The following is a 20,748-nucleotide window of genomic DNA, read 5'->3' as shown; positions in this document are numbered from 1 at the left end:
TGGTCCTGACACCTTTTTATTTTTATGCTTCTACAATGTTTGGTTGTTGGTAGGTCTCTTGGTCGAATTCGCCTGTTGCTTTGCTTGTTAGGACGCCTGCAGTCATGGCTCCGCTGACGTTTAGTGCTGTACGGCCCATGTCAATGAGTGGCTCTACTGAGATAAGCAAACCGACTATGGCAATTGGCAGGTTCATAATAGAAAGTACGATGAGGGCTGCAAAGGTAGCACCACCGCCAACACCAGCAACACCAAAGGAGCTAATCGCTACGACCAAGATAAGCGTAAGAATAAAGGAGAGACTGGTTGGATCGACCCCTGCTGCAGGAGCAACCATAACGGCAAGCATGGCTGGGTAAATCCCCGCACAGCCGTTTTGACCAATGGAAAGTCCAAATGATCCTGCAAAGTTTGCTATCCCCTCAGAAACGCCCAAATCTTTTGTCTGTGTTTTGATCGTCATTGGTAACGTTCCCGCACTTGTACGCGAAGTAAAGGCAAAGGTTAAGGTAGGAAGCCCCTTTTTCACATAATTTCTTGGGTTTAGTTTAACAAACGATAACAGTAATAGATGGACAATAAACATAACGATGAGCGCCACATAGGAAGCAACGACAAACTTTCCTAATTTAGCAATGGCTTCATAATCACTTGTGGCGGTTACCCTTGTAATAATTGCTAAAATGCCATACGGTGTGAGGCGAAGAATCAATGTTACTACCCTCATAACAATCGAATACGCCGTATCTATGATCCGCGCGAAAAACTCGCCGTGCTCAGATTCCTTTCGTTTGACTCCAAGATAGGCAACCCCAATAAAGACAGCGAAGATAACAACGGCAATCGTAGAAGTTGGCCGTGCACCTGTTAAATCCTGAAATGGATTACTCGGAATTAACTCAATAATCTGCTGAGGAAGTGTCATGTTTTCTACTCCGGCAACCCTTTCCTCAAGTTGAGCATTTCTAGCTTTCTCGGCATCTCCCGCGTTTAACTGAATCCCGTCAAGACCAAACCCTAATGCAGACCCAATTCCAACGGCTGCAGAAATAGCTGTCGTACCAAGCAAAATTCCAATCACAAGAAAGCTAATCTTTCCGATGTTTTTTGTTAATTTTAATTTAGTAAAAGCGGCAACGATACTAATGAAAACCAGCGGCATAACTACCATTTGCAGTAGCTTAACATAACCATTTCCTACAATGTTAAACCAATCGATGGACCCTGTTGTCACCTCATGTGTGGTGCCATAAATCAGATGGATGATAAAACCAAAAATAATACCTAATCCTAATGCTGTAAAAACACGTTTAGAAAAAGAGACATGTTTTTTTTGCATCCTAAAAAGACCAAACATGAGCGCAAACAAAACGAGGATATTAACGATAATAAGAAGGGCGTTCATTTTACTCCTCCTCTGAATTTGTAAATTTTTCCAACACATACATTCCAATGAGTCAAGTCGGAATTACAAATGAACAATCCACTAACCATTAAAACCATCAAACGTTTGATATTACATACATATGTACTGTCAGGACATTAAATACCAAGCACGAAAAAAAGGTGTCAGGCACCGGCCTTGGACATTTGTCCACGAGCGGTGCCTGACACCCTGCTATTTTATCTCATATGTTTTGCATTTTTCGTAGAAGCTGGTTTTTCCTATTTCCAGGAGTTTGGCGGCTTCTTGCTTATTTCCGTTGGTTACGTTGAGCGCATTTAGAATGGCTTTCTTTTCTGCCTGAGCCAGTGTTTCTTTTAAAGGAACCACCGGTAAGGGAATTTCCTCCAAAGGCTGATTGCTTTCCGTACGGCTCTCGATCTCAGAGGGGCTCTCCGGTTCCAATTCACGTATATATAATGGCAGGTGAACCAATTCAATGGTTTTCCCATCTAGAACATTGATCGTTCGCTCCAACACATTCTCAAGCTCACGAATGTTTCCCGGCCAGGCATGCTCCATTAATCTTCCTTTTACCCCAGCTGACAACTCTATCCCTTTACGATAAAATCTCCTCTCCAGTTTTTTCAATAAACTGATGGAGATTTGTGGGATATCCTCTTTTCTTTTTCTAAGAGGAGGAATTTCAATTTTTATGACATTCAATCGGTAATATAAGTCTTGACGAAACTTCCCTTCCTCCACCAGCTTCTCTAAATCCCGATGGGTTGCCGCTATGATTCGAACATCAACAGGAGTGGACTTTTGAGCTCCGACCCGCTGCACCTCTTTTTCCTGTAAGACTCGCAAAAGCTTGCTTTGCATCGAGAGGGGCATGTCCCCAATTTCATCAAGAAAAAGGGTCCCATTATTGGCAATTTCAAACTGTCCCTTCTTCCCACCTTTTTTTGCTCCTGTAAAGGCACCTTCTTCATATCCAAACAACTCCGATTCTAGTAGATGTTCAGGGATCGAAGCGCAGTTGATGGCAACAAAAGGCAATGATTCTCGCATACTATTATTATGTATGGCGTGGGCAAATAACTCTTTACCCGTCCCAGATTCACCGATCAATAAGACCGATGAGTTGCTCTCAGATATTCTTTCTGCTAGTTTTTTCGCTGCTAAAAAAGTCGGGCTATTCCCAATTAAATCGGAGAACTGGTACTTACTTTTCAATTCTTTTTCAACTTTTGTTTTATAATATTTCAGTTCTTCTACAAGTCTTTGTATTTTCGTTTTATACATCCGCCATTCCTCTGGTGTACGGAACATGACGGTTCCCAAGGCTCCGACCCTTTCTCCATCCACGATGAGAGGATAGCGGTTAGCAATCATTTCACTACCATTGATGGGGTGCAACGAAGCAAGCTCTTTTTGTCCTGTATTGGCAACGATATGCATGCGGGTATTTTCAATTACCTCTTCCACAGGCCGGTTAATGGCATCCTCCACTGTCGTCCCCAAAAACTCGCAATACGCCTCATTAATATAAAGAATAATACCCTCTCGATCCACCACTACAATTCGTTCCGCTAATAGATTAATAATTTGCTCATGCCAATTATAGGGGATATTCTCAAATCCTTGGTACATTCTTTTCACACCCTTACCACACTAGATATATTAATTATACCAAATATACTGACAAAGGGGTCAGACCCCACAAACATGTGGTTCCTGACCCCTTTTTACATTATTGGGCTGTATAGCCACCATCCAGGATGACTGCCTGACCGGTTATTCCTCTTCCTTTATCACTTGCTAAAAAGACAGCATAATCGGCAATTTCCGAGACAGACAGAAGTCTCCTTTGCGGAACAAGCGGGAAAATCACATCTTCAAGTACACGATCTAAGCTGACATTCCTAGTTTTCGCCAAATCCCCCAGTTGGTTTCTCACAAGCGGGGTATCGACGTAGCCGGGACATAACGCATTTACAGTAATTCCGTCAGCTGCGCCTTCTAGTGCTGCCACCTTCGTTAAACCAATGACTCCATGTTTGGCACTATTGTAAGCAGCCTTCCCAGCAAAGCCGATGACACCGTTAATGGAAGCCATATTGATGACTCTTCCAAATCCTTGTTTTTTCATAAGTGGAAAAACATGTTTGATGCCAACAAACGGTGCCGTTAACATGATTTTAACTAGTAACTCAAACTTTTCAGTTGGGAACTCCTCAATGGGAGACACATACTGCATCCCGGCATTATTAACTAAAATATCAAGGCTTCCAAATGTCTGGTAGGCTAGCTCTAGGCTATTTTTAAAAGCTTCCTCATCTGTTACATCACAGGGAGCTGCTAGTGCTTCAAATCCTTGCTCCCTTAACTCAGCTGCCACTTCTTCGCTCTTGACCGCGTTTAAATCTGAAATAACTACCTTTGCGCCTTCCTGTGCAAAAGTCTTTGCGAGTTCTAATCCAATTCCACTTGCAGATCCAGTAATAAATGCTGTTTTCCCTTCTAATGACTGTTTCATACGAGATCCTCCTTTAAATCTAGTACATTATGAATCGTTAAATGATGTTAAACATAGAGTAAATCGCAATGACAAAGAATACAGCTACTGTTTTAATCACTGTTACAGCGAAAATGTCACGGTATGACTGCTTGTGAGTCAATCCTGTTACTGCAAGAAGGGTTATAACGGCTCCATTGTGTGGAAGTGTATCCATCCCACCTGATGCCATCGCTACCACACGGTGCATAACTTCAGGCGGGATATGCGCTGCAGCAATCGCTTGATTGTATTTTTCCGCCATTGCCCCTAGCGCAATCCCCATTCCCCCAGATGCAGAGCCTGTAATACCTGCAAGGGAACTGGTCGTTACAGCACCGTTAACAAGCGGGTTGGTAAATGTACTAGAAATCGCATCACTGATTTTTGTAAACCCTGGAAGAGATGAAATAACTCCTCCAAAGCCGTATTCCGCACCGGTGTTCATGGTCGCAAGCAACGCTCCGGCAATACTTAGGTTTAAACCTTCCTTAAAGTTTACCGTTACACGCTTCCAATCAAATGCAAGAGATGTGACGATTCCGACTACTAGAGCCAGTTCAACTGCCCAAATAGCAGCAACTGCAGTTACATCCACCGTGTATGCTTTTAAGCCGATAGCCGAAAAATCAAATCCATTCGGATACCATTTTGGAATGTAGGTAATGAATAGTTTATTAGTCACTCCTACAAGTACAAGAGGCACGAACGCCATGATTTGGCGTAAAACAGATTGATGTGACTTTAAATCAGGTACTACTTCATTTTCCTCTGATTTGGCCAACTCCAAAGCGGAAGCATTTTCTGCACCGAAGCCATAGTAGCCTTCACCCGCTTTTTCTGCCTTTTTCCTTCTTGTTTCTAGATAGAGAAGTCCTAGACCCAAGACGAAGATGGCTCCGATAATACCAAGTGTGGGTGCTGCGTAGATATCTGTTTTAAAGAAGTTAATTGGTATAACGTTCTGGATTTGCGGTGTTCCTGGTAAAGCATCCATCGTGAAGGTAAAAGCACCGAGAGCGATGGTTCCAGGAATCAAACGTTTTGGAATGTTTGCTTCTCTAAACATTTGAGCAGCAAATGGATAAATGGCAAATACAGCTACGAATAAGCTTACGCCGCTATAGGTTAAGATAGCACCTAGTAAAATGATGGTGAGCATGGCACGTTTCGCACCGACCCAACGGACAATGGTTTTTGCAATTGATTCTGCGATGCCTGACATTTCAACTACTTTTCCAAAAATCGCGCCTAGTAAAAAGACAGGAAAATAAGATTTAATGAATCCGACCATTTTTTCCATAAATACACCGGAGAAAAACGGTAATACATGGCTTGGGTCAACAAGTAATACGGCTAAAAGTGCGCAGAGCGGAGCAAATAAAATAACAGAGAAACCACGGTACGCAACGAACATTAATAGCCCAAGCGACAAAAGAATGATAAATAATTGCATGAAAATCCCCCTTTGGATAATTTGGATAAGCTTCTGTTTTTATTGGAAAGCGTTTTCATTATGAAGCTCGTTTATATATTTGCAAGTTTTGTGCCAAAATTATAAATTTTTAAATAATTTATCTTAATTCCTTTGGTTTCTCATTTTTTCACGTTATTAATAAAATAATCACACCATTCCTCTTAAACTACTTTCCGGAATTGCGGAATATTTACCACAATTCGTTTCCGCTATTGCGGAATTTTCCATTTTTACGGAATCTTGTCCGTTGAATCCAGTTCTTTCTTGAAAAATTGCTATAAAAATCACTTATATTTATCGAATTTAAGAATAACTCATGGTTCCAATTCCTTTATCAGCGAATTTTGTATACTTATCAGCGAATATACAAATATATCAGCGAATTTGCGGGTTTATCAGCGAATCGAAGGCATTTATCAGCGAATTGCTTTTTCTTTAAATGGCAAAGACGTTAGTCACTCGGACTAGTTACAGTTCTACTATTTTTTCTCCCGGAGTGGGCACTAGTCGCCTCGACTAGTTACCGTTCCTTCTCCTTTTTCTCCTGCACAGGCACTAGTCTACTCGACTAGTTACCGTTCCCTCTCCTTTTTCTCCTGCACGGGCACTAGTCGCCTCGACTAGTTACCGTTCCTTCTCCTTTTTCTCCTGCACAGGCCCTAGTCGCCTCGACTAGTTACCGTTCCCTCTCCTTTTTCTCCAGCACGGACACGAATCTCCACGACTAGTAACCGCTCCACCATTTTCCCCTCCACTACTCACCACTATGCAAATAGGTGTCAGGCACCGCCCGTGGACACCTGTCCACGAGTGGTGCCTGACACCAAAAGATGCCCCCACAAAAAGAGCAGCCCCTAAATAGGACTGCCCTAAAAAACTCTCTTATTTCTTCTTCGCATGCTTTCTCATGTCAAAGGCAACCGCTACTACGATAATTAAGCCTTTCACGATGAATTGGATGTATGGGCTAACTCCAAGGAAAGCCAGACCGTAGTTGATGATTTGGAATATAAGAACACCAGTAACAACGCCTGGTACCGTTCCAATACCACCTGATAAAGATACCCCACCGACCACGCAGGCTGCGATGGCATCTAGTTCGTACATGTTACCTGTGTTGTTTGTCGCACTACCTACACGACCCGCTTCAAGCGTACCAGAGAATCCATATAAAAGACCTGCAATCATGTAGATAATAATGATGTTTCTTGCAACGTTAACACCCGAAACCTTTGCTGCTTCAGGATTTCCACCGATGGCGTACATGTTTTTCCCTAATTGCGTTTTATTCCAAATTACCCAAATAACAATAGTAGCAATAATGGCATAAATAACAAGATACGGAATTTCATAGGATCCAACTGGAATGCCACGCTGGGCAAAGGTTGTAAACTTTTCACTTAATCCACCAATTGGCTGCGCCCCGTATGGCGGGCGGTCAAAATAAATGGAAGTTAAACCGTACACACCAATCATCATACCTAAGGTAGCAATGAACGGTGGAACGTGTAATTTTGATACAATAACACCATTCACTGTTGCAATTAGACCTGTCGCAATCATTGCAATAATAATTGGAACAATCAACGGTAACTCCGGTAAATTAGGATACATTTTATAAGCGTAATCACCCGCTTGCAGCATGGATGCAGAAATAACGGCTGCAAGTCCGACCATCCGTCCTGCGGATAAGTCCGTACCAGCTGTAATCAGAATTCCTGCCATCCCTAGTGCAATGATGATACGGGAGGAGGATTGACTTAAAATATTAATTAAGTTTGTAACTGATAGGAAGTCAGGAGAAGCGACCACGATTCCAATAACAAGTAGGATTAAGAAAACATAAATCACATTATCAAAGAGCAGTTTGGTAATACTGCTTTTTTGTGTAGCTGAATTTTTCATTTGCATCTCCTCCTAATACAAAGCTGCTAATCGCATGATTTCTTCCTGCGACGTTTTAGCTGTTTCAACGATACCTGCTGCTTTACCATTACTCATTACTAAAATTCGATCGGTTACACCTAGAAGCTCTGGCATTTCAGAAGAAATCATAATAATTCCCTTGCCTTCAGCTGCTAATTCATTAATTAACTGGTAGATTTCAAACTTCGCCCCCACGTCGATTCCTCTCGTAGGTTCATCCAGTAATAAAATATCTGGTTTGGTTAATAGCCAACGCCCGATAATAACCTTTTGCTGGTTACCGCCGGAAAGACTGCCAATGGACGTTTTTTGTGAAGGCGTTTTTACCTTCATCGAATCAATCACCCATTGGGTGTCGTGTTCTACCTTCTTGTCAGACAGGAACCCACTTTTCGTTTTATATTGCTTCATGTTAGAAATAATCGAGTTAAAGCTGATACTTAGCTCTGGGAATATCCCCGTTGATCTTCTTTCTTCCGTAACGAGTGCAAAGCCGTTCCTAATGGCATGCTGTGGCGAATGGTTTTGAATCACCTTGCCATGCAATTCTATCGTTCCAGATGAGATCCCGCGAATTCCAAATAAAGCCTCAACAACCTCTGTCCGCTTTGACCCTACTAATCCAGCAATCCCTAAGATTTCACCTTTACGAAGCTCGAAGTTAATATTTGAAAAAGAAGGCTGTGTTTCCGCTGTGAAATCAGAAACCTTTAAAATCAATTCACCCGGTTCGTTGACTTTAGCAGGAAAACGCTGTGATAAGTCACGGCCAACCATCAGCTTGATGATTTCATCGGTTGTTAATTCTTTTGCGCTCTTTGTCGCAATATACTGACCGTCACGCATGATCGTCACTTCATCAGAGATCTTTAAGATCTCTTCCATTTTGTGAGAAATATAGATAATCGCCACATTCTCACTTTGAAGCCTTCGGATGATTCTAAAGAGATGATTGACCTCTGTCTCGGTCAAAGAAGATGTCGGTTCGTCCATTACGATAATTTTTGAATGGTAAGAAACAGCTTTTGCAATTTCCACCATTTGCATTTCCGAAACGGATAACGTGCTCACCTTACTGCGTGGGTCAATGTTGATATCTAGGCTCTTAAAAATAGCTGCTGTATCCTCGTACATTTTCTTTTCATCGATGAAAATACCTTTTTTCGGATAACGTCCTAGCCAAAGATTATCCATGACATTTTGCTGGCGGACCTGGTTTAGTTCTTGATGGACCATGGAAACGCCGTTTTCAAGTGCCTGCTTTGAATTGGCAAATGAAACCTCTTTTCCATCAAACAGAATTTTACCTTCATCCATCGAATAAATGCCGAATAAGCATTTCATTAATGTGGATTTTCCTGCACCATTTTCGCCCATCAAGGCATGTACAGAACCGGGCTTCACTTTCAAGGAAACATTGTCCAATGCAAGTACTCCAGGGAATCTTTTTGTGATATTGAGCATTTCTAATAGATTGGTAGTACTGGATTCTGACATGAGCGAACCTCCTTACTAACTATTTAAAATAAGAGAAGCACCAGCGTTGTGCATCTCATGTTTAATAAAAATTCAGATACCACGGTGTCCCGCTCCAATTTATTGCAGCATTACCCCGAACGAAGGAAAAGAATATTCCTTTCCTTCGTTCGAAGAGCGCCATGGGCTGAATAGGATCAGCCCTGGACCAGCGCTTCGACTAAATCTTACTTATATGCATCCTTACCAACTTGGATGTTGTCTTTTGTTACTTCTACGTAAGGAACACGAACCGCTTTCTTGTCGTCAAGCTTCCACTCTGTTCCGTCTAATACGTCTTTACCGTTTGCAGCATTCGTAGCAAGTTCAATCGTTGCTTTACCTTGGTTTTTCGCGTCATTTAACACGGTACCAACCATCTTGCCTTTTTCAATCATTTCTAATGCTTCAGGAATTGCGTCAACACCTACAACTGGCATAAACTTGTCACCAGAGAAGTAGCCACCCTTTTCAAGAGATGCAATCGCACCCAATGCCATACCATCGTTGTTAGCGATAACGAATTCAATTTTGTCATTGTATTTTGCTAACCAAGCATCCATTTTTTCAGTTGCTTTTGTTGCATCCCACATCGCTGTGTCCATTGCTAATTCTTCTACTTGGATGCCTTTTTCTTTTACAGTATCAACTGCAAACTTTGTACGTGCTTCTGCATCTGGATGTCCTGGCTCACCTTTTAATAGTACGTATTGAAGTTTGCCGTCACCATTTTTGTCCCACTTATCTTTGTTCGCTTCCCAAGCTTTTGCAATCAATTCACCTTGGATGATACCAGATTCTGATGAAGTTGTTCCTACATAGTAAGCTTTATCATAGCCTGCTAGAACACTTGCATCTGGCTCTTTATTGAAGAAGATAACTGGAATATTCTTTGGTTTTGCTTTATCAATAATGGTTTGAGCTGCTTTAGGATCTACAAGGTTGATAGCTAGAGATTTTGCACCCTTTGCAATCAATGTATCTACTTGCTCAATTTGTTTTGCTTGGTCGTTTTGAGAGTCATTCAACATTAGGTTTACTTTACCTTTTGCTGAATTTTCCATTGCACGACGTACATAGGACATGAAGTTGTCGTCAAATTTGTAGATTGTTGCACCAACAGCTGGAAGACCGCCGTCCTTACCTTTGCCAGAATCAGAACCGCTTGTTGAGCTGCTGCATCCTGCTGCTAATAGAATACTAGATGCAATTGTTAAAGATAGAACCAACCCTTTTTTCTTCTTAAGCATGTGATCATTCTCCTTTTTCCTTTTGATAAAGACTAACGGTGCTTAACTAGCCTGCGTGTAAGCCCTTACACATATGTTAGCATCAGGAGAACCACTGCAATAGTTCCAAACTATAGCACATTTTTGTGAATACCTAGACATTTTTGCAAACGATTACAATTTTCTGATAGTTAAATCCTAATTTTATAAAAAAATGTGAGGCGGACTCCTTTGCTTGGAGTCCGCCTCACATTCTTATTATTGACTAACGGTTGCCTTGCGGAATTCTGACGGTGATAAGCCGGTTTGTTTTTTAAAGACGCGGCTGAAATAATTAGGGTCTTTGTAGCCAACGGAATAGCATATTTCCTTTAAGCTCTTCCCCGGATCCACCATTTCTGCTTTGGCGTGCTGGATCCTAATCTCCGTCAGATAATCAATAAATGTCATCCCAAATCGGTCTTTAAATAATTTGCTTAAATAAAACGGACTCAATTCCACAAATTCAGCCACTGATTCTAACGTAATCGAATCGGCAAAATGCTTCTCAATATATTCCTTGGCTTTATGTAGCATACCTTTAGCATGATTATTTCTCCACACCTGCACATGATGGACAACTGATAATAAATGAGATTTTCCTTTTTCAAAAATCACATTTCTATCCTCTGATACATCAATAGTCGGTGTTTGTTCATAGCTGATACCTAAATCATGAAGCATACGCGACAGCAGAATAAACAATTCGTCGAATGACTTTTTCACTAGTACTGCCTTTACGTTTTTATCATCTGCATGCTTGGCAACAAACATATCAAAAATATATAAAACTTGATTGACGTCCCCCTGACGGACCGCCTCTAACAATTTTTTCTCTACTTCAAGTACACCATTTTCCGGGTTTTCTTGGGATGACCCTTGTTTGACCCCAATGATATACTTACGATTCGGTGTTTTTAATAGCTGTTTTAGGGCCAATACGGCTTCATGATAGGATTGATTTAACTCATGGGCATGATTATAAGGGAGTCCCACCCCTATACGTAGTTCAGCCTGGAAAGATTCTTTTTGAAACAAGTTGTGCAGCCTCTCAACGATCACCTGTACACTCGTTTTAAAGTTTGGTTTTTCCTCAGTCTTTTTACATAAAAATAAAACTGGTACTTGTGCGTCGGTTAATTGCCCAATCATCATCTCTTCATTTTTCACTACTGATTTTTGGACTTCCTTCAGCCACATATACCAATTCTGCCTATCGCTGATTGAAAGCTCGGCATTCCCCCTTGGCTGAAGAGAGAGAAGCATAATAAATCCCGAGGTAATTTCTACCCCTAATAATTCGCCCCACTCATCGAACGTAATATCTCGAACCGAATTAACTAATAGAGAAGATACCCACTCTTTTTGAGCGATAGATACGGCACGCTCGAGGTTTTCTCTTAAGCTTTGCTGTTCTTCTCTAAGTTTCCGTTCCACTAATATATCACTAGAAACACGTGCAACTGCCTCCAAGATATCTTGTTTACTGCTCGGTTTTAGGATATATTCTTTGACACCCTGCTGCATCACTTCCTTGGCGTATTCAAATGTATTAAAAGCAGAAACCATAATAAAGCGGATCCCTGGGTCCATTTTTCTAATTTCCTTAACAGCCTGAACTCCATCCACACCGGGCATTTTAATATCCATAAAAATAATATCAGGCCTGTGTTCTGCAGCCATTTCTATTGCTTTCCTGCCATTGGGAGCTTCCCCAATGACCCTTACGTCCTTTAAGGAGCTGTTAATAATTTTCGTTAATGCTTTCCGCTCAATCACTTCATCATCCACTATAAGAATACTTAACAAGCTCGCTTCCCCCTTTTTCCGCAATAGGAATGGTCAGTCTAAAATTGGTTCCCTTCATAAGGTCTGATTCAATTTCAACCACATCATTTCTCTGATAAAAAAGCTGCAGTCTTCTTATGACGTTTTTGACGCCAATTCCATTTGAATGATCTTTTGCCTTATCAGGTGGTTCGTCAGCTCCCGCAGTCCCATCCACATATTGAAGCAGTCTTTTTTTGACCGACTCGTTCATTCCATCTCCGTTATCGATTACTTCTACGTAGATTCGGTCCTGATGACGATAAATATGAAGACGGATTTCTCCATTTGCCTCATAGGCTTCGACGCCATGAATAAAGGCATTTTCGATTAATGGCTGAAGGATTAAACTAGGAATTTCAATATCTAGACAATCTTCCTCAATCTCTGTGACAAACTGAATCCGTTCACCAAATCGAGTCTGTTGAATATAAAAATACTCTTTTACAATTCGTACTTCATCTCTTAGGGTCGAGGCTTTATCGAAATCACTTAAGTTATAGCGAAGAATAGCAGCAACTGCCTCTATCAAGCGCGAGGTATGCTCTGCTTCCTCTAAATAGGCCATCTTTGAAACCGTATTCAAAGTATTGAATAAGAAGTGAGGATTAATCTGGTTTTGAAGACTCCTTAACTCCAATTCTTTTAACAGCTTATCTAATTCACCCTTTTGTTTGATTTCCGTGACTAGCTGCCTTAGGTTTGTACGCATTTGGTTGAATGTCTCCGTTAACGGCTTTAATTCATCCTTTGTTGTGATTTTAATATCTTCCCCGGACAGGTTTCCTTTTGAGATTTGCTTAGCTGCTTGCGACAACAAACTAATCGGTTTAGTAATCCCGCCCGAAATCCATAATGCCAACAAGGTACTTAGGAAAAAAGCTGCGGCGAAAAGAGAAATCGACATGAGTTTATAATAATGGTTTTGTCTTTCCATCTGATTATAGAATTCTTGATAATCAGTGAGTTTATTGTTCAACAGACCAAGTGTACTTTCTTGCAAGAAGGAGGCAATTTTCATCACTTCATTAAAATGATAGGAATATTGGTTAATATCGTCCTTTTGGAAGGCCAAAATAGTTGCATCACTTTCTTCCAAAAAACTATCGATCATATTTTTATAATTAATGAGTTTGATATCATTCGTATCTAGTTCCTCATAAAGGCTACTTTGATCCTTGAGGAGCTTGGTCTTTTCTCTTTGATAGTCTCTTAGATACGAAACTTCCTTATCTAAAACATACGCATGCAGTTTTTCCGCCACTAAGTTTGTCCTTTTGGATATATCATTGAGAAGGAGAAAACGCTCAAAGCTATCATCATATTCGACGACGAGATTTTCACTGCTTTGATAAAAAAAGAAGCCGACTGAGGATAGCAAAACGACCAGTACGATGAAATAAAGAAGCAATTTGGACCGAATTCTAAATAACATCAGTTGTTGTCCTCCTTGTTATGCATCACACTTACGGGTAAGTCTCCTATTCTCATAATTCTTGTTTCTGTATGGACAACCTGAGAAACTGTTTTTCCTTCGATTATGTCAATCATCATTTTCACTGCTCTGTACCCCATTTCATAGGGCTGTTGGACTACGGTTGCCTTGATTGTTCCTCTTCGAATATAGTCCAGGGTTTCAGGTAGCGTATCAAATCCAATTACATACACATCTCTTTGTTTTTTGTACTTTTCAATGACCTGTGCAATTCCGATCCCATCGAGGGCACTGGTTCCATAAAAGGCATTGATTTCGGGATGGTCTTTTAGGAGTTGATTGGCCTTTTCTGCCGCTTTTACCGTACTGATTTCGGATTGCTGGATATCAATAATATGTATTCCAGGTGCTTCTTTTACCGCGTCCTGAAATCCCTTCACACGCTGTTGCTGATGGTTCGCATAAAAAGTTCCGGTAATAATGGCAACATTGGCTTTCCCGTTTGTATCGGTAATTAAGGCTTTTCCAGCCAAATATCCTGAGTAATAATTGTCTGTTCCGATATAGGCTAATCGGAGACTGTTTGCGGCATCTGTATCTACTGTAATCACGGGAATTCCGTCAGCGATGACTCGATTAATTAACGGCGTAAATTGTTCGTCACTTAATCCCTGCGTTAAAATCCCATCCACTTTAGAAGCTGCGGACATTTCAATGGTCTTTAAATGGTCGTCTATATTTGCCTGCTTCGGCCCCGAGTATTCCAGTAGCACACCATATTTTTTGGCGGCATCCTTTGCCCCGCTTTCAACGAGTCTCCAATACTCGTTATCTAGCTCTTCCGGAACAAGGACAAAATGATATTTATAGGTGTCAGGTACTTTCTTTTCGACGGGCAAATGATGGGTAACCACCTTATAGCCATAAAAAACCGACAAGGAGCAACTCACAATAAATAATAAAACACCAAATGTATACGCTACCAAAGATAACTTGCTCAATCTATCTCCCCACTCTCGATGCCACTCTAACTACCGCTATTATACGGAACATTCCAAAAATCGACAATGAAAAGAATATGGTGTCAGGCACCACAATAAGAAACTCTACGGATTCGGACCATTCTTTGCTTTTTCACGATCGGTATGTCCTAGTTGCCTTGCCTTCTGACTATGTTGCTGTTTTTACCGCCTACTCTGTCAGAAGTTCGCTTACCTTCTGACAGTGTTGCTGGTTTTTCCTCTGACTCTGTCAGAAGTTCGCTTACCTTCTGACAGTGTTGCTGGTTTTTCCTCTGACTCTGTCAGAAGTTCGCTTACCTTCTGACAGTGTTGCTGGTTTTTCCCTTGACTCTGTCAGAAGTTGCTTTACCTTTTGACTATGTTGCTGACTTTTCCGCTGACTCTGTCAGAAGTTTCTTTACCTTCTGACTATGTTGCTGACTTTTCCGCTGACTCTGTCAGAAGTTCGCTTACCTTCTGACAGTGTTGCTGACTTTTCCGCTGACTCTGTCAGAAGTTGCTTTACCTTTTGACTATGTTGCTGACTTTTCCGCTGACTCTGTCCGAAGTTGCCTTACCTTCTGACTATGTTGCTCGCTTTTCCTTTGACTCTGTCCGAAGTTGCCTTACCTTCTGACTATGTTGCTCGCTTTTCCTTTGACTCTGTCAGAAGTTGCTTTACCTTTTGACAGTGTTGCTGACTTTTCCGCTGACTCTGTCAGAAGTTGCTTTGCCTTCTGACTATGTTGCTGACTTTTCCGCTGACTCTGTCAGAAGTTGCTTTACCTTTTGACTATGTTGCTGACTTTTCCGCTGACTCTGTCAGTTCGCTTACCTTCTGACAGTGTTGCTGACTTTTCCGCTGACTCTGTCAGTTCGCTTACCTTCTGACAGTGTTGCTGACTTTTCCGCTGACTCTGTCAGAAGTTGCCTTACCTTCTGACTATGTTGCTCGCTTTTCCTTTGACTCTGTCAGAAGTTGCCTTACCTTCTGACTATGTTGCTCGCTTTTCCTTTGACTCTGTCAGAAGTTGCTTTACCTTTTGACAGTGTTGCTGACTTTTCCGCTGACTCTGTCAGAAGTTTCTTTACCTTTTGACAGTGTTGCTGGCTTTTCCGCTGACTCTGTCAGAAGTTTCTTTACCTTTTGACAGTGTTGCTGACTTTTCCGCTGACTCTGTCAGAAGTTTCTTTACCTTTTGACTATGTTGCTGACTTTTCCTACAACTCTGTCAGAAGCTGCCTTACCTTATGACAATGTTTCGCCTTTTACTTCCTACTCTGTCAGAAGTTGCCCACACTCGGACTAGTCTTTTCTATTATTATCTCAATCTGTTCGGATGCCCGACAGATTCCGACCAACAATACCCAATATACCTCGACACAACAACAAAAAACCCACCACGTAATATGGTGAGTTTGTTTTAGAAACTACTGTTCCTTAGGATAAGCTTAGTTGTGATGTAGGTTTTCTTGGCGATTTTCCTGCCTTCGATTCTTTCAAGCAAGGTATCGACTGCAGTTTCACCCATGAGCTCCGTGTATACCTTTACCGTGCTTAATGACGGAAACACATATTTCGAAATGCTAATATCGTTGACTCCAATGATGTTCACTCGCTCCGGGACAGCAATTCCTTCCTCTAGCAATGCTCGCAATGCGCCGACAGCAATCGAATCATTCGCTGCAAAAAAGGCAGTTGGCAGTTGGTCTCCGTGTTCCTCGATTGCCCTCTTCATCAACGAATGGCCTCCATCCACGGAAAAGGTGCCATTGTACATCACTGCTTCGTTCAATAAATCCTTTTCTGCTAAATACTGTTTAAACGTCTTTTCCCTTGCATCTTCAATTGCGGAAGTCTTGTCCTTAAACACTTCTCTTCCACCAATATAACCAATATCCCTATGCCCTTTATCAATTAAATGATCAAGCACATTCTTAGTTGCCTTTTCAAAATCAATCACAACCGAATCAAAGCGTTCCTCATCGGGAGATGTATCTACAAACACAAGATTCTTTGTTCGTTTTTCCAATTCACTCACTTGCTTGCTACTGAACTTTCCAATTGCAATAAGCCCTTGAATGTCCTCCGCTTTCTTTAAATCCTCAATATTGTCCTGGAAGTACTTTTCTACCTGAATTCCATGATGACGGCAGCGATTTTCGACGCCTAGACGAATGGACATATAATAAAGGTCTTCGAGTTCCTCTTTTTCCGTGTACCATTGCAGGAGCGCAATTTTCCCTGACTCCTGTTTTCGAACGGACTTCTTTTTATAGGAAAGCTCCTCTGCTACTTCAAAAATTCGCTTCTTTGTTTCATCACTGACAGAAAGCGAGGTGTCATAATTCAATACTCGTGACACGGTAGCAATCGAAACCCCCGCCAATTGTGCGATATCTTTAATGGTTGCCATAAATCAAACTCCTAGTGTATTAGCAAAAAAACGATACGTCGTTGTAGAATAGTATAAATCTTGCGGCTCCAAGATGACAGTTGGAAATGCTGGATGATGAATAGCATCAGGAAATCCTTGTGTTTCCAGGCAAACGCCTAAATAATTTCTTGCACGAACACCTGATATAGAATACGGACCCTCTAAATGGTTCGCTGTATAAACCACGACACACGGCTGATTGGTCGTCACCAGCAATGAGCGTCCACTTTCCTCATCACTTAACATGACCGTATTCTCACCCTCTTTTGTAAAAACAAGCGGATGGTCGTAGCCTTTTCCAACAAGAACATTTTGTGGATGAGAGGATTGGATCCCCGTACTTAGTCTCCGGCCATACTGGAAGTCAAATGGTGTATTTCGAGAAGCTAGTAATCTCCCGGTCGGAATCAAATCAGCCCCTAACTCCAAGAAGCGGTCACTTTCTAATTGGAGAATGTGCTCAGAACAATCCCTTTTAAGATTTCCGCTTAAATTAAAATAGGAATGATTGTTTAAATTTACTAACGTTTTTTTGTCCGCTTTCCCTTTGAAGGTCATACTCAGCTCATTTTTATTATTTAGAAGATAAGTGACTGTTGTTTCCAGGTTTCCAGGATATCCTTCATCCCCATCTGGACTTAAATAGAAAAATCTCAGACCAACTGCATGTTCTTCCACAATTTTTTCCGTTTTCCAAACTACAGAATTAAAGCCCCTCTTCCCCCCATGTAAATGGTTAGGTGGGTTATTTACTGCCAACTGGTATTCTTCCCCGTCAAGCTCAAATCTAGCTCCTTGAATACGCCCCGCAACTCGGCCTACAACCGCTCCAAAATATGGCGACAAGTCCAAATAATCCACGAACTCATCAAAACCAAGCACCACATTTTCAAAGTTGCCATGACGGTCAGGAACCATGATTTTCGTAATCACACACCCAAAATTCAGGCATGAAACCGTCATACCTGAATCGTTCACAAGGGTATATTCCCTCACCATTTCATCCTGATACTGACCAACCCATCTTTCTAGTATTTCCATTTTCCCTCACTCACCACTCTATAAAGATTGGATAAATCGCTTGAATCCTTCCGTTCCCTCTTCATCTCGCTTAAAGACGCCTGCATCTTCTAATGCTTTTAAAAACTTCTTCCCTACTTCTTCTCTTACCAGAGATTCCACATTGTCTTCACTCGCTACCCCTTCATAACACTCCTTTAATTCTTCCGCCCAAATTTGATGATAGTCCGCAACCTCGCCGCCTTTACCGAGAATAAATTGTTCGACTTTTACAAGCTCATCCTTTAAACGGGCTGGTAAAACAGCGAGTCCCATGACTTCAATCAGGCCAATATTTTCTTTTTTAATATGATGAACATCTGCATGTGGATGGAAAATCCCCATTGGATGCTCCTCGTTTGTCCGATTGTTACGAAGAACCAAATCGAGTTCATAGGTATCGCCCTTTTTACGAGCAATCGGCGTAATGGTATTGTGCGGTGTCTCACCCGTCCATGCCAGAATTCCGACCTGTTCATCACTGTAATTTTTCCATTTGGCTAAAACATAAGCTCCCGCCTCTACAAGCTCGCTAATTTGTGCAGAACGCAGTCGGATGACAGACATTGGCCATTTCACAATGGAGGCCTCCACCTGTGGAAAGCCAGCCAACTCGAACTTACAATCATCTTCCGCTTTTGCCATCGCAAACTCATAATGGCCGCCTTGATAGTGATCATGCGACAAAATCGACCCACCCACAATCGGGATATCTGCATTGGAGCCGACAAAATAATGCGGAAATTGCTCGACAAAGGTTAATAAACGCACAAAGGTCTCCCTGCTGATTTTCATATCTGTATGTGTTTCTGATAATACGATACAATGTTCGTTGTAATACACATACGGCGAATACTGTAGATACCAGGTCTTGTCTAGAAGCTGTAAACGAATCATGCGGTGATTCGAGCGTGCTGGATGACCAACCCTTCCTGCATAGCCTTCGTTTTCCACACAAAGTAAGCACTTAGGATAGTCGACTTTTTTCACCGCTCTCTCAAGCTCGATGCTGCGCGGGTCCTTTTCCGGCTTTGATAAATTGATCGTAATATCTATTTCACCGTATTCCGTTGCAGCCTTATACTCAACGTTGTTTTGAATTCGCTTCATTTGGATGTAGTTACTATTCTTACTTAATTCATAAAAATACTCTGTTGCTGCCTTTGGGTCTTGTTTATATTTTCCAATAAAGATCTGATTAACGGTTGATGGACGGGCAATCAAGCAGTTCATGATTTTACTCGAGAATATTTCCTTCGCATCAAACATATCTTCTATGATTTCTTGCTCGCAGGCATAATCCACGATAGCATCAAGTAAATCCGGGATTTCCATGCTGTTTTCCTCTGCAAAATCCTCTATTTTAAATTCCGTTAAACCTAACAAAGAAAGAATTTGATTTCGTGCATAGATTTCGTCTTCCCGCTCGATTAATTGGACAGCCAGCGCTTGGTCGATTAAATGTTGAACTAGTTGATTAATCATTTTTTTCACCTCTATTTTTGATCCATTAGGGTCACCGAAAATGTCCCCCTAACGCAAAAATGCTCACTTAAATCGATTCCTCCATTTCAATTTCCTTGGCCCCATCACCGATACTAGCTACATAGAAATTTGCCTGATAGCCAACTTTGTCCGCATAGGTTGCACCAACATTTGCAATAAAGTTGTCAACCTCTTCATTAGCAACAATCGCTATGGCACAGCCCCCAAAGCCTGCCCCTGTCATTCGTGCGCCTAGGACTCCCGGCTGATTCCATGCAGCTTCTACTAAACGATCAAGCTCCATACCTGTCACTTCATAATCATCCCGTAATGACACATGCGATTGGTTCATCAACTGTCCGAATGCTTCCAGGTTTCCGGCCTTTAACTCTTCCAGCGCCCTTAAAGTTCTACGATTCTCATATACAGCATGTTTCGCACGTTTGCGGACGATCTCATTAGTAATGAAGAATTGATTCTCATCAAACTCCGCTTCTGAAAGCTGTCCAAGCGCTTCAATTGGGAGTCTTTCCTGAAGCTGTGACAACGCCTCATCACACTCTCCTCTACGCTCGTTATACTTCGAGTCGGCTAATTCACGGCGCTTGTTTGTATTCATGATAATAATTTTCTGATTTTCAAGCTGAATCGGCGCGTACTTATATTGAAGTGTCTGACAATCTAGTAAAATCCCAGTATCCGCCTTGCCCATTCCAATCGCAAATTGATCCATGATTCCGCTGTTCACACCAATAAATTCGTTCTCCACTCGCTTGCCAAGCTTAATTAATTCGAGACGAGGGATTTCTAATCCGAACAGTCCATTCACTAATACGCCTGTTAATAATTCAATGGATGCAGAGGATGAAAGACCAGCTCCATTAGGAATATTGCCATTAATCGCACACTCGAATCCTGATGGGATTTCATATCCTGCTTCAACGATGTAGCGAATCATCCCTTTTGGATAGTTCGCCCAGTTATGTTGTTTTTCGTAATCTAATTGCTTTAAATCAAATTCAATAATTCCTTTATCAGGAAAATTAACCGAGTACAGGCGTACCAATTGGTCTTTACGCTTTCTTGCTACCGCATAGGTCCCGTATGTAATCGCACATGGAAAAACATGGCCGCCATTATAATCCGTGTGTTCGCCAATTAAATTGATCCTGCCAGGAGCAAAAAATGCCTGTCTAGGCAAGCTATGGAACAAGTCTAAGAATGTTTTATTCAACGTTGTGACGTTCATTTTAAAATTCCCTCCAACTATGTCTGCAAATTCCGTCTTTGTAATCCTTTTCATCTCTATAATAATTTTACTCTCTCAAGTAAAAATCTTCAAATACTTTTACTAAAATTTTTACTAAAAATAA

The 20,748-nt window shown here is 41.4% G+C and carries 14 protein-coding genes; all 14 read right to left on the bottom strand.

The features are described 5' to 3' along the window. Positions 1-22: 22 nt before the first annotated feature. Complete coding sequence (locus tag AC3A54_RS18795) at positions 23-1,405, bottom strand: L-cystine transporter (protein ID WP_487655677.1); 1,383 nt, start codon at positions 1,403-1,405, stop codon at positions 23-25. Positions 1,406-1,618: 213 nt separating this feature from the next. After that, entirely contained in the window at positions 1,619-3,040 is a 1,422-nt protein-coding gene (locus AC3A54_RS18790; protein WP_487655676.1) for a sigma-54 interaction domain-containing protein, read from the bottom strand. A gap of 100 nt (positions 3,041-3,140) precedes the next feature. After that, the gene (locus AC3A54_RS18785) at positions 3,141-3,926 is read right to left on the bottom strand and encodes a 3-hydroxybutyrate dehydrogenase (protein WP_487655675.1); all 786 of its coding nucleotides are present in this window, start codon (positions 3,924-3,926) and stop codon (positions 3,141-3,143) included. A 37-nt stretch (positions 3,927-3,963) separates the two neighbouring features. Continuing rightward, positions 3,964-5,400 carry a GntP family permease gene (locus tag AC3A54_RS18780; protein WP_487655674.1) on the bottom strand — a complete coding sequence of 479 codons (1,437 nt, stop codon included), beginning with the start codon at positions 5,398-5,400 and terminating at the stop codon, positions 3,964-3,966. 903 nt (positions 5,401-6,303) lie between these two features. Next, a complete protein-coding gene (gene mglC, locus AC3A54_RS18775; protein ID WP_335546251.1) occupies positions 6,304-7,326 on the bottom strand; it encodes a galactose/methyl galactoside ABC transporter permease MglC in 1,023 nt (340 codons plus the stop codon). A 12-nt stretch (positions 7,327-7,338) separates the two neighbouring features. Then, a complete protein-coding gene (mglA, locus tag AC3A54_RS18770; protein ID WP_487655673.1) occupies positions 7,339-8,844 on the bottom strand; it encodes a galactose/methyl galactoside ABC transporter ATP-binding protein MglA in 1,506 nt (501 codons plus the stop codon). A 206-nt stretch (positions 8,845-9,050) separates the two neighbouring features. Then, positions 9,051-10,112: a galactose/glucose ABC transporter substrate-binding protein MglB gene (mglB, locus tag AC3A54_RS18765; RefSeq protein WP_487655672.1), complete on the bottom strand. Its 1,062-nt coding sequence runs from the start codon at positions 10,110-10,112 to the stop codon at positions 9,051-9,053. Positions 10,113-10,349: 237 nt separating this feature from the next. Beyond that, complete coding sequence (locus tag AC3A54_RS18760; protein ID WP_487655671.1) at positions 10,350-11,939, bottom strand: response regulator; 1,590 nt, start codon at positions 11,937-11,939, stop codon at positions 10,350-10,352. Beyond that, positions 11,914-13,392: a sensor histidine kinase gene (locus AC3A54_RS18755; RefSeq protein WP_335546260.1), complete on the bottom strand. Its 1,479-nt coding sequence runs from the start codon at positions 13,390-13,392 to the stop codon at positions 11,914-11,916. Before AC3A54_RS18755 ends, AC3A54_RS18760 begins: the two co-directional genes overlap by 26 nt. Continuing rightward, a complete protein-coding gene (locus tag AC3A54_RS18750) occupies positions 13,392-14,393 on the bottom strand; it encodes a sugar-binding protein (RefSeq protein ID WP_487655670.1) in 1,002 nt (333 codons plus the stop codon). The genes AC3A54_RS18755 and AC3A54_RS18750 overlap by 1 nt, the downstream gene beginning before the upstream one ends. 1,424 nt (positions 14,394-15,817) lie before the next feature. Further along, entirely contained in the window at positions 15,818-16,810 is a 993-nt protein-coding gene (locus AC3A54_RS18745) for a LacI family DNA-binding transcriptional regulator (RefSeq protein ID WP_487655669.1), read from the bottom strand. A 3-nt stretch (positions 16,811-16,813) separates the two neighbouring features. Then, positions 16,814-17,872: an aldose epimerase family protein gene (locus AC3A54_RS18740; RefSeq protein WP_487655668.1), complete on the bottom strand. Its 1,059-nt coding sequence runs from the start codon at positions 17,870-17,872 to the stop codon at positions 16,814-16,816. An 18-nt stretch (positions 17,873-17,890) separates the two neighbouring features. Then, the gene (gene galT, locus AC3A54_RS18735; RefSeq protein WP_487655667.1) at positions 17,891-19,375 is read right to left on the bottom strand and encodes a UDP-glucose--hexose-1-phosphate uridylyltransferase; all 1,485 of its coding nucleotides are present in this window, start codon (positions 19,373-19,375) and stop codon (positions 17,891-17,893) included. A 67-nt stretch (positions 19,376-19,442) separates the two neighbouring features. Further along, positions 19,443-20,624: a galactokinase gene (locus AC3A54_RS18730; RefSeq protein ID WP_487655666.1), complete on the bottom strand. Its 1,182-nt coding sequence runs from the start codon at positions 20,622-20,624 to the stop codon at positions 19,443-19,445. Positions 20,625-20,748: the final 124 nt, after the last annotated feature.

The organism is Neobacillus sp. Soil_C_43, from assembly GCF_057656715.1.
The sequence above is the reverse complement of the archived record's forward strand: the minus strand, read 5'-3'. Positions and strand labels throughout refer to the sequence as shown.

What these genes read in the sequence shown, in the direction of transcription:
- AC3A54_RS18730 (WP_487655666.1), bottom strand. Translation starts at nt 20,624, where the DNA reads ATGAACGTCACAACGTTGAATAAAACATTCTTAGACTTGTTCCATAGC.
- AC3A54_RS18780 (WP_487655674.1), bottom strand. Translation starts at nt 5,400, where the DNA reads ATGCAATTATTTATCATTCTTTTGTCGCTTGGGCTATTAATGTTCGTT.
- AC3A54_RS18755 (WP_335546260.1), bottom strand. Translation starts at nt 13,392, where the DNA reads ATGTTATTTAGAATTCGGTCCAAATTGCTTCTTTATTTCATCGTACTG.
- mglC (WP_335546251.1), bottom strand. Translation starts at nt 7,326, where the DNA reads ATGAAAAATTCAGCTACACAAAAAAGCAGTATTACCAAACTGCTCTTT.
- AC3A54_RS18795 (WP_487655677.1), bottom strand. Translation starts at nt 1,405, where the DNA reads ATGAACGCCCTTCTTATTATCGTTAATATCCTCGTTTTGTTTGCGCTC.
- galT (WP_487655667.1), bottom strand. Translation starts at nt 19,375, where the DNA reads ATGATTAATCAACTAGTTCAACATTTAATCGACCAAGCGCTGGCTGTC.
- AC3A54_RS18790 (WP_487655676.1), bottom strand. Translation starts at nt 3,040, where the DNA reads ATGTACCAAGGATTTGAGAATATCCCCTATAATTGGCATGAGCAAATT.
- mglB (WP_487655672.1), bottom strand. Translation starts at nt 10,112, where the DNA reads ATGCTTAAGAAGAAAAAAGGGTTGGTTCTATCTTTAACAATTGCATCT.
- mglA (WP_487655673.1), bottom strand. Translation starts at nt 8,844, where the DNA reads ATGTCAGAATCCAGTACTACCAATCTATTAGAAATGCTCAATATCACA.
- AC3A54_RS18745 (WP_487655669.1), bottom strand. Translation starts at nt 16,810, where the DNA reads ATGGCAACCATTAAAGATATCGCACAATTGGCGGGGGTTTCGATTGCT.
- AC3A54_RS18740 (WP_487655668.1), bottom strand. Translation starts at nt 17,872, where the DNA reads ATGGAAATACTAGAAAGATGGGTTGGTCAGTATCAGGATGAAATGGTG.
- AC3A54_RS18785 (WP_487655675.1), bottom strand. Translation starts at nt 3,926, where the DNA reads ATGAAACAGTCATTAGAAGGGAAAACAGCATTTATTACTGGATCTGCA.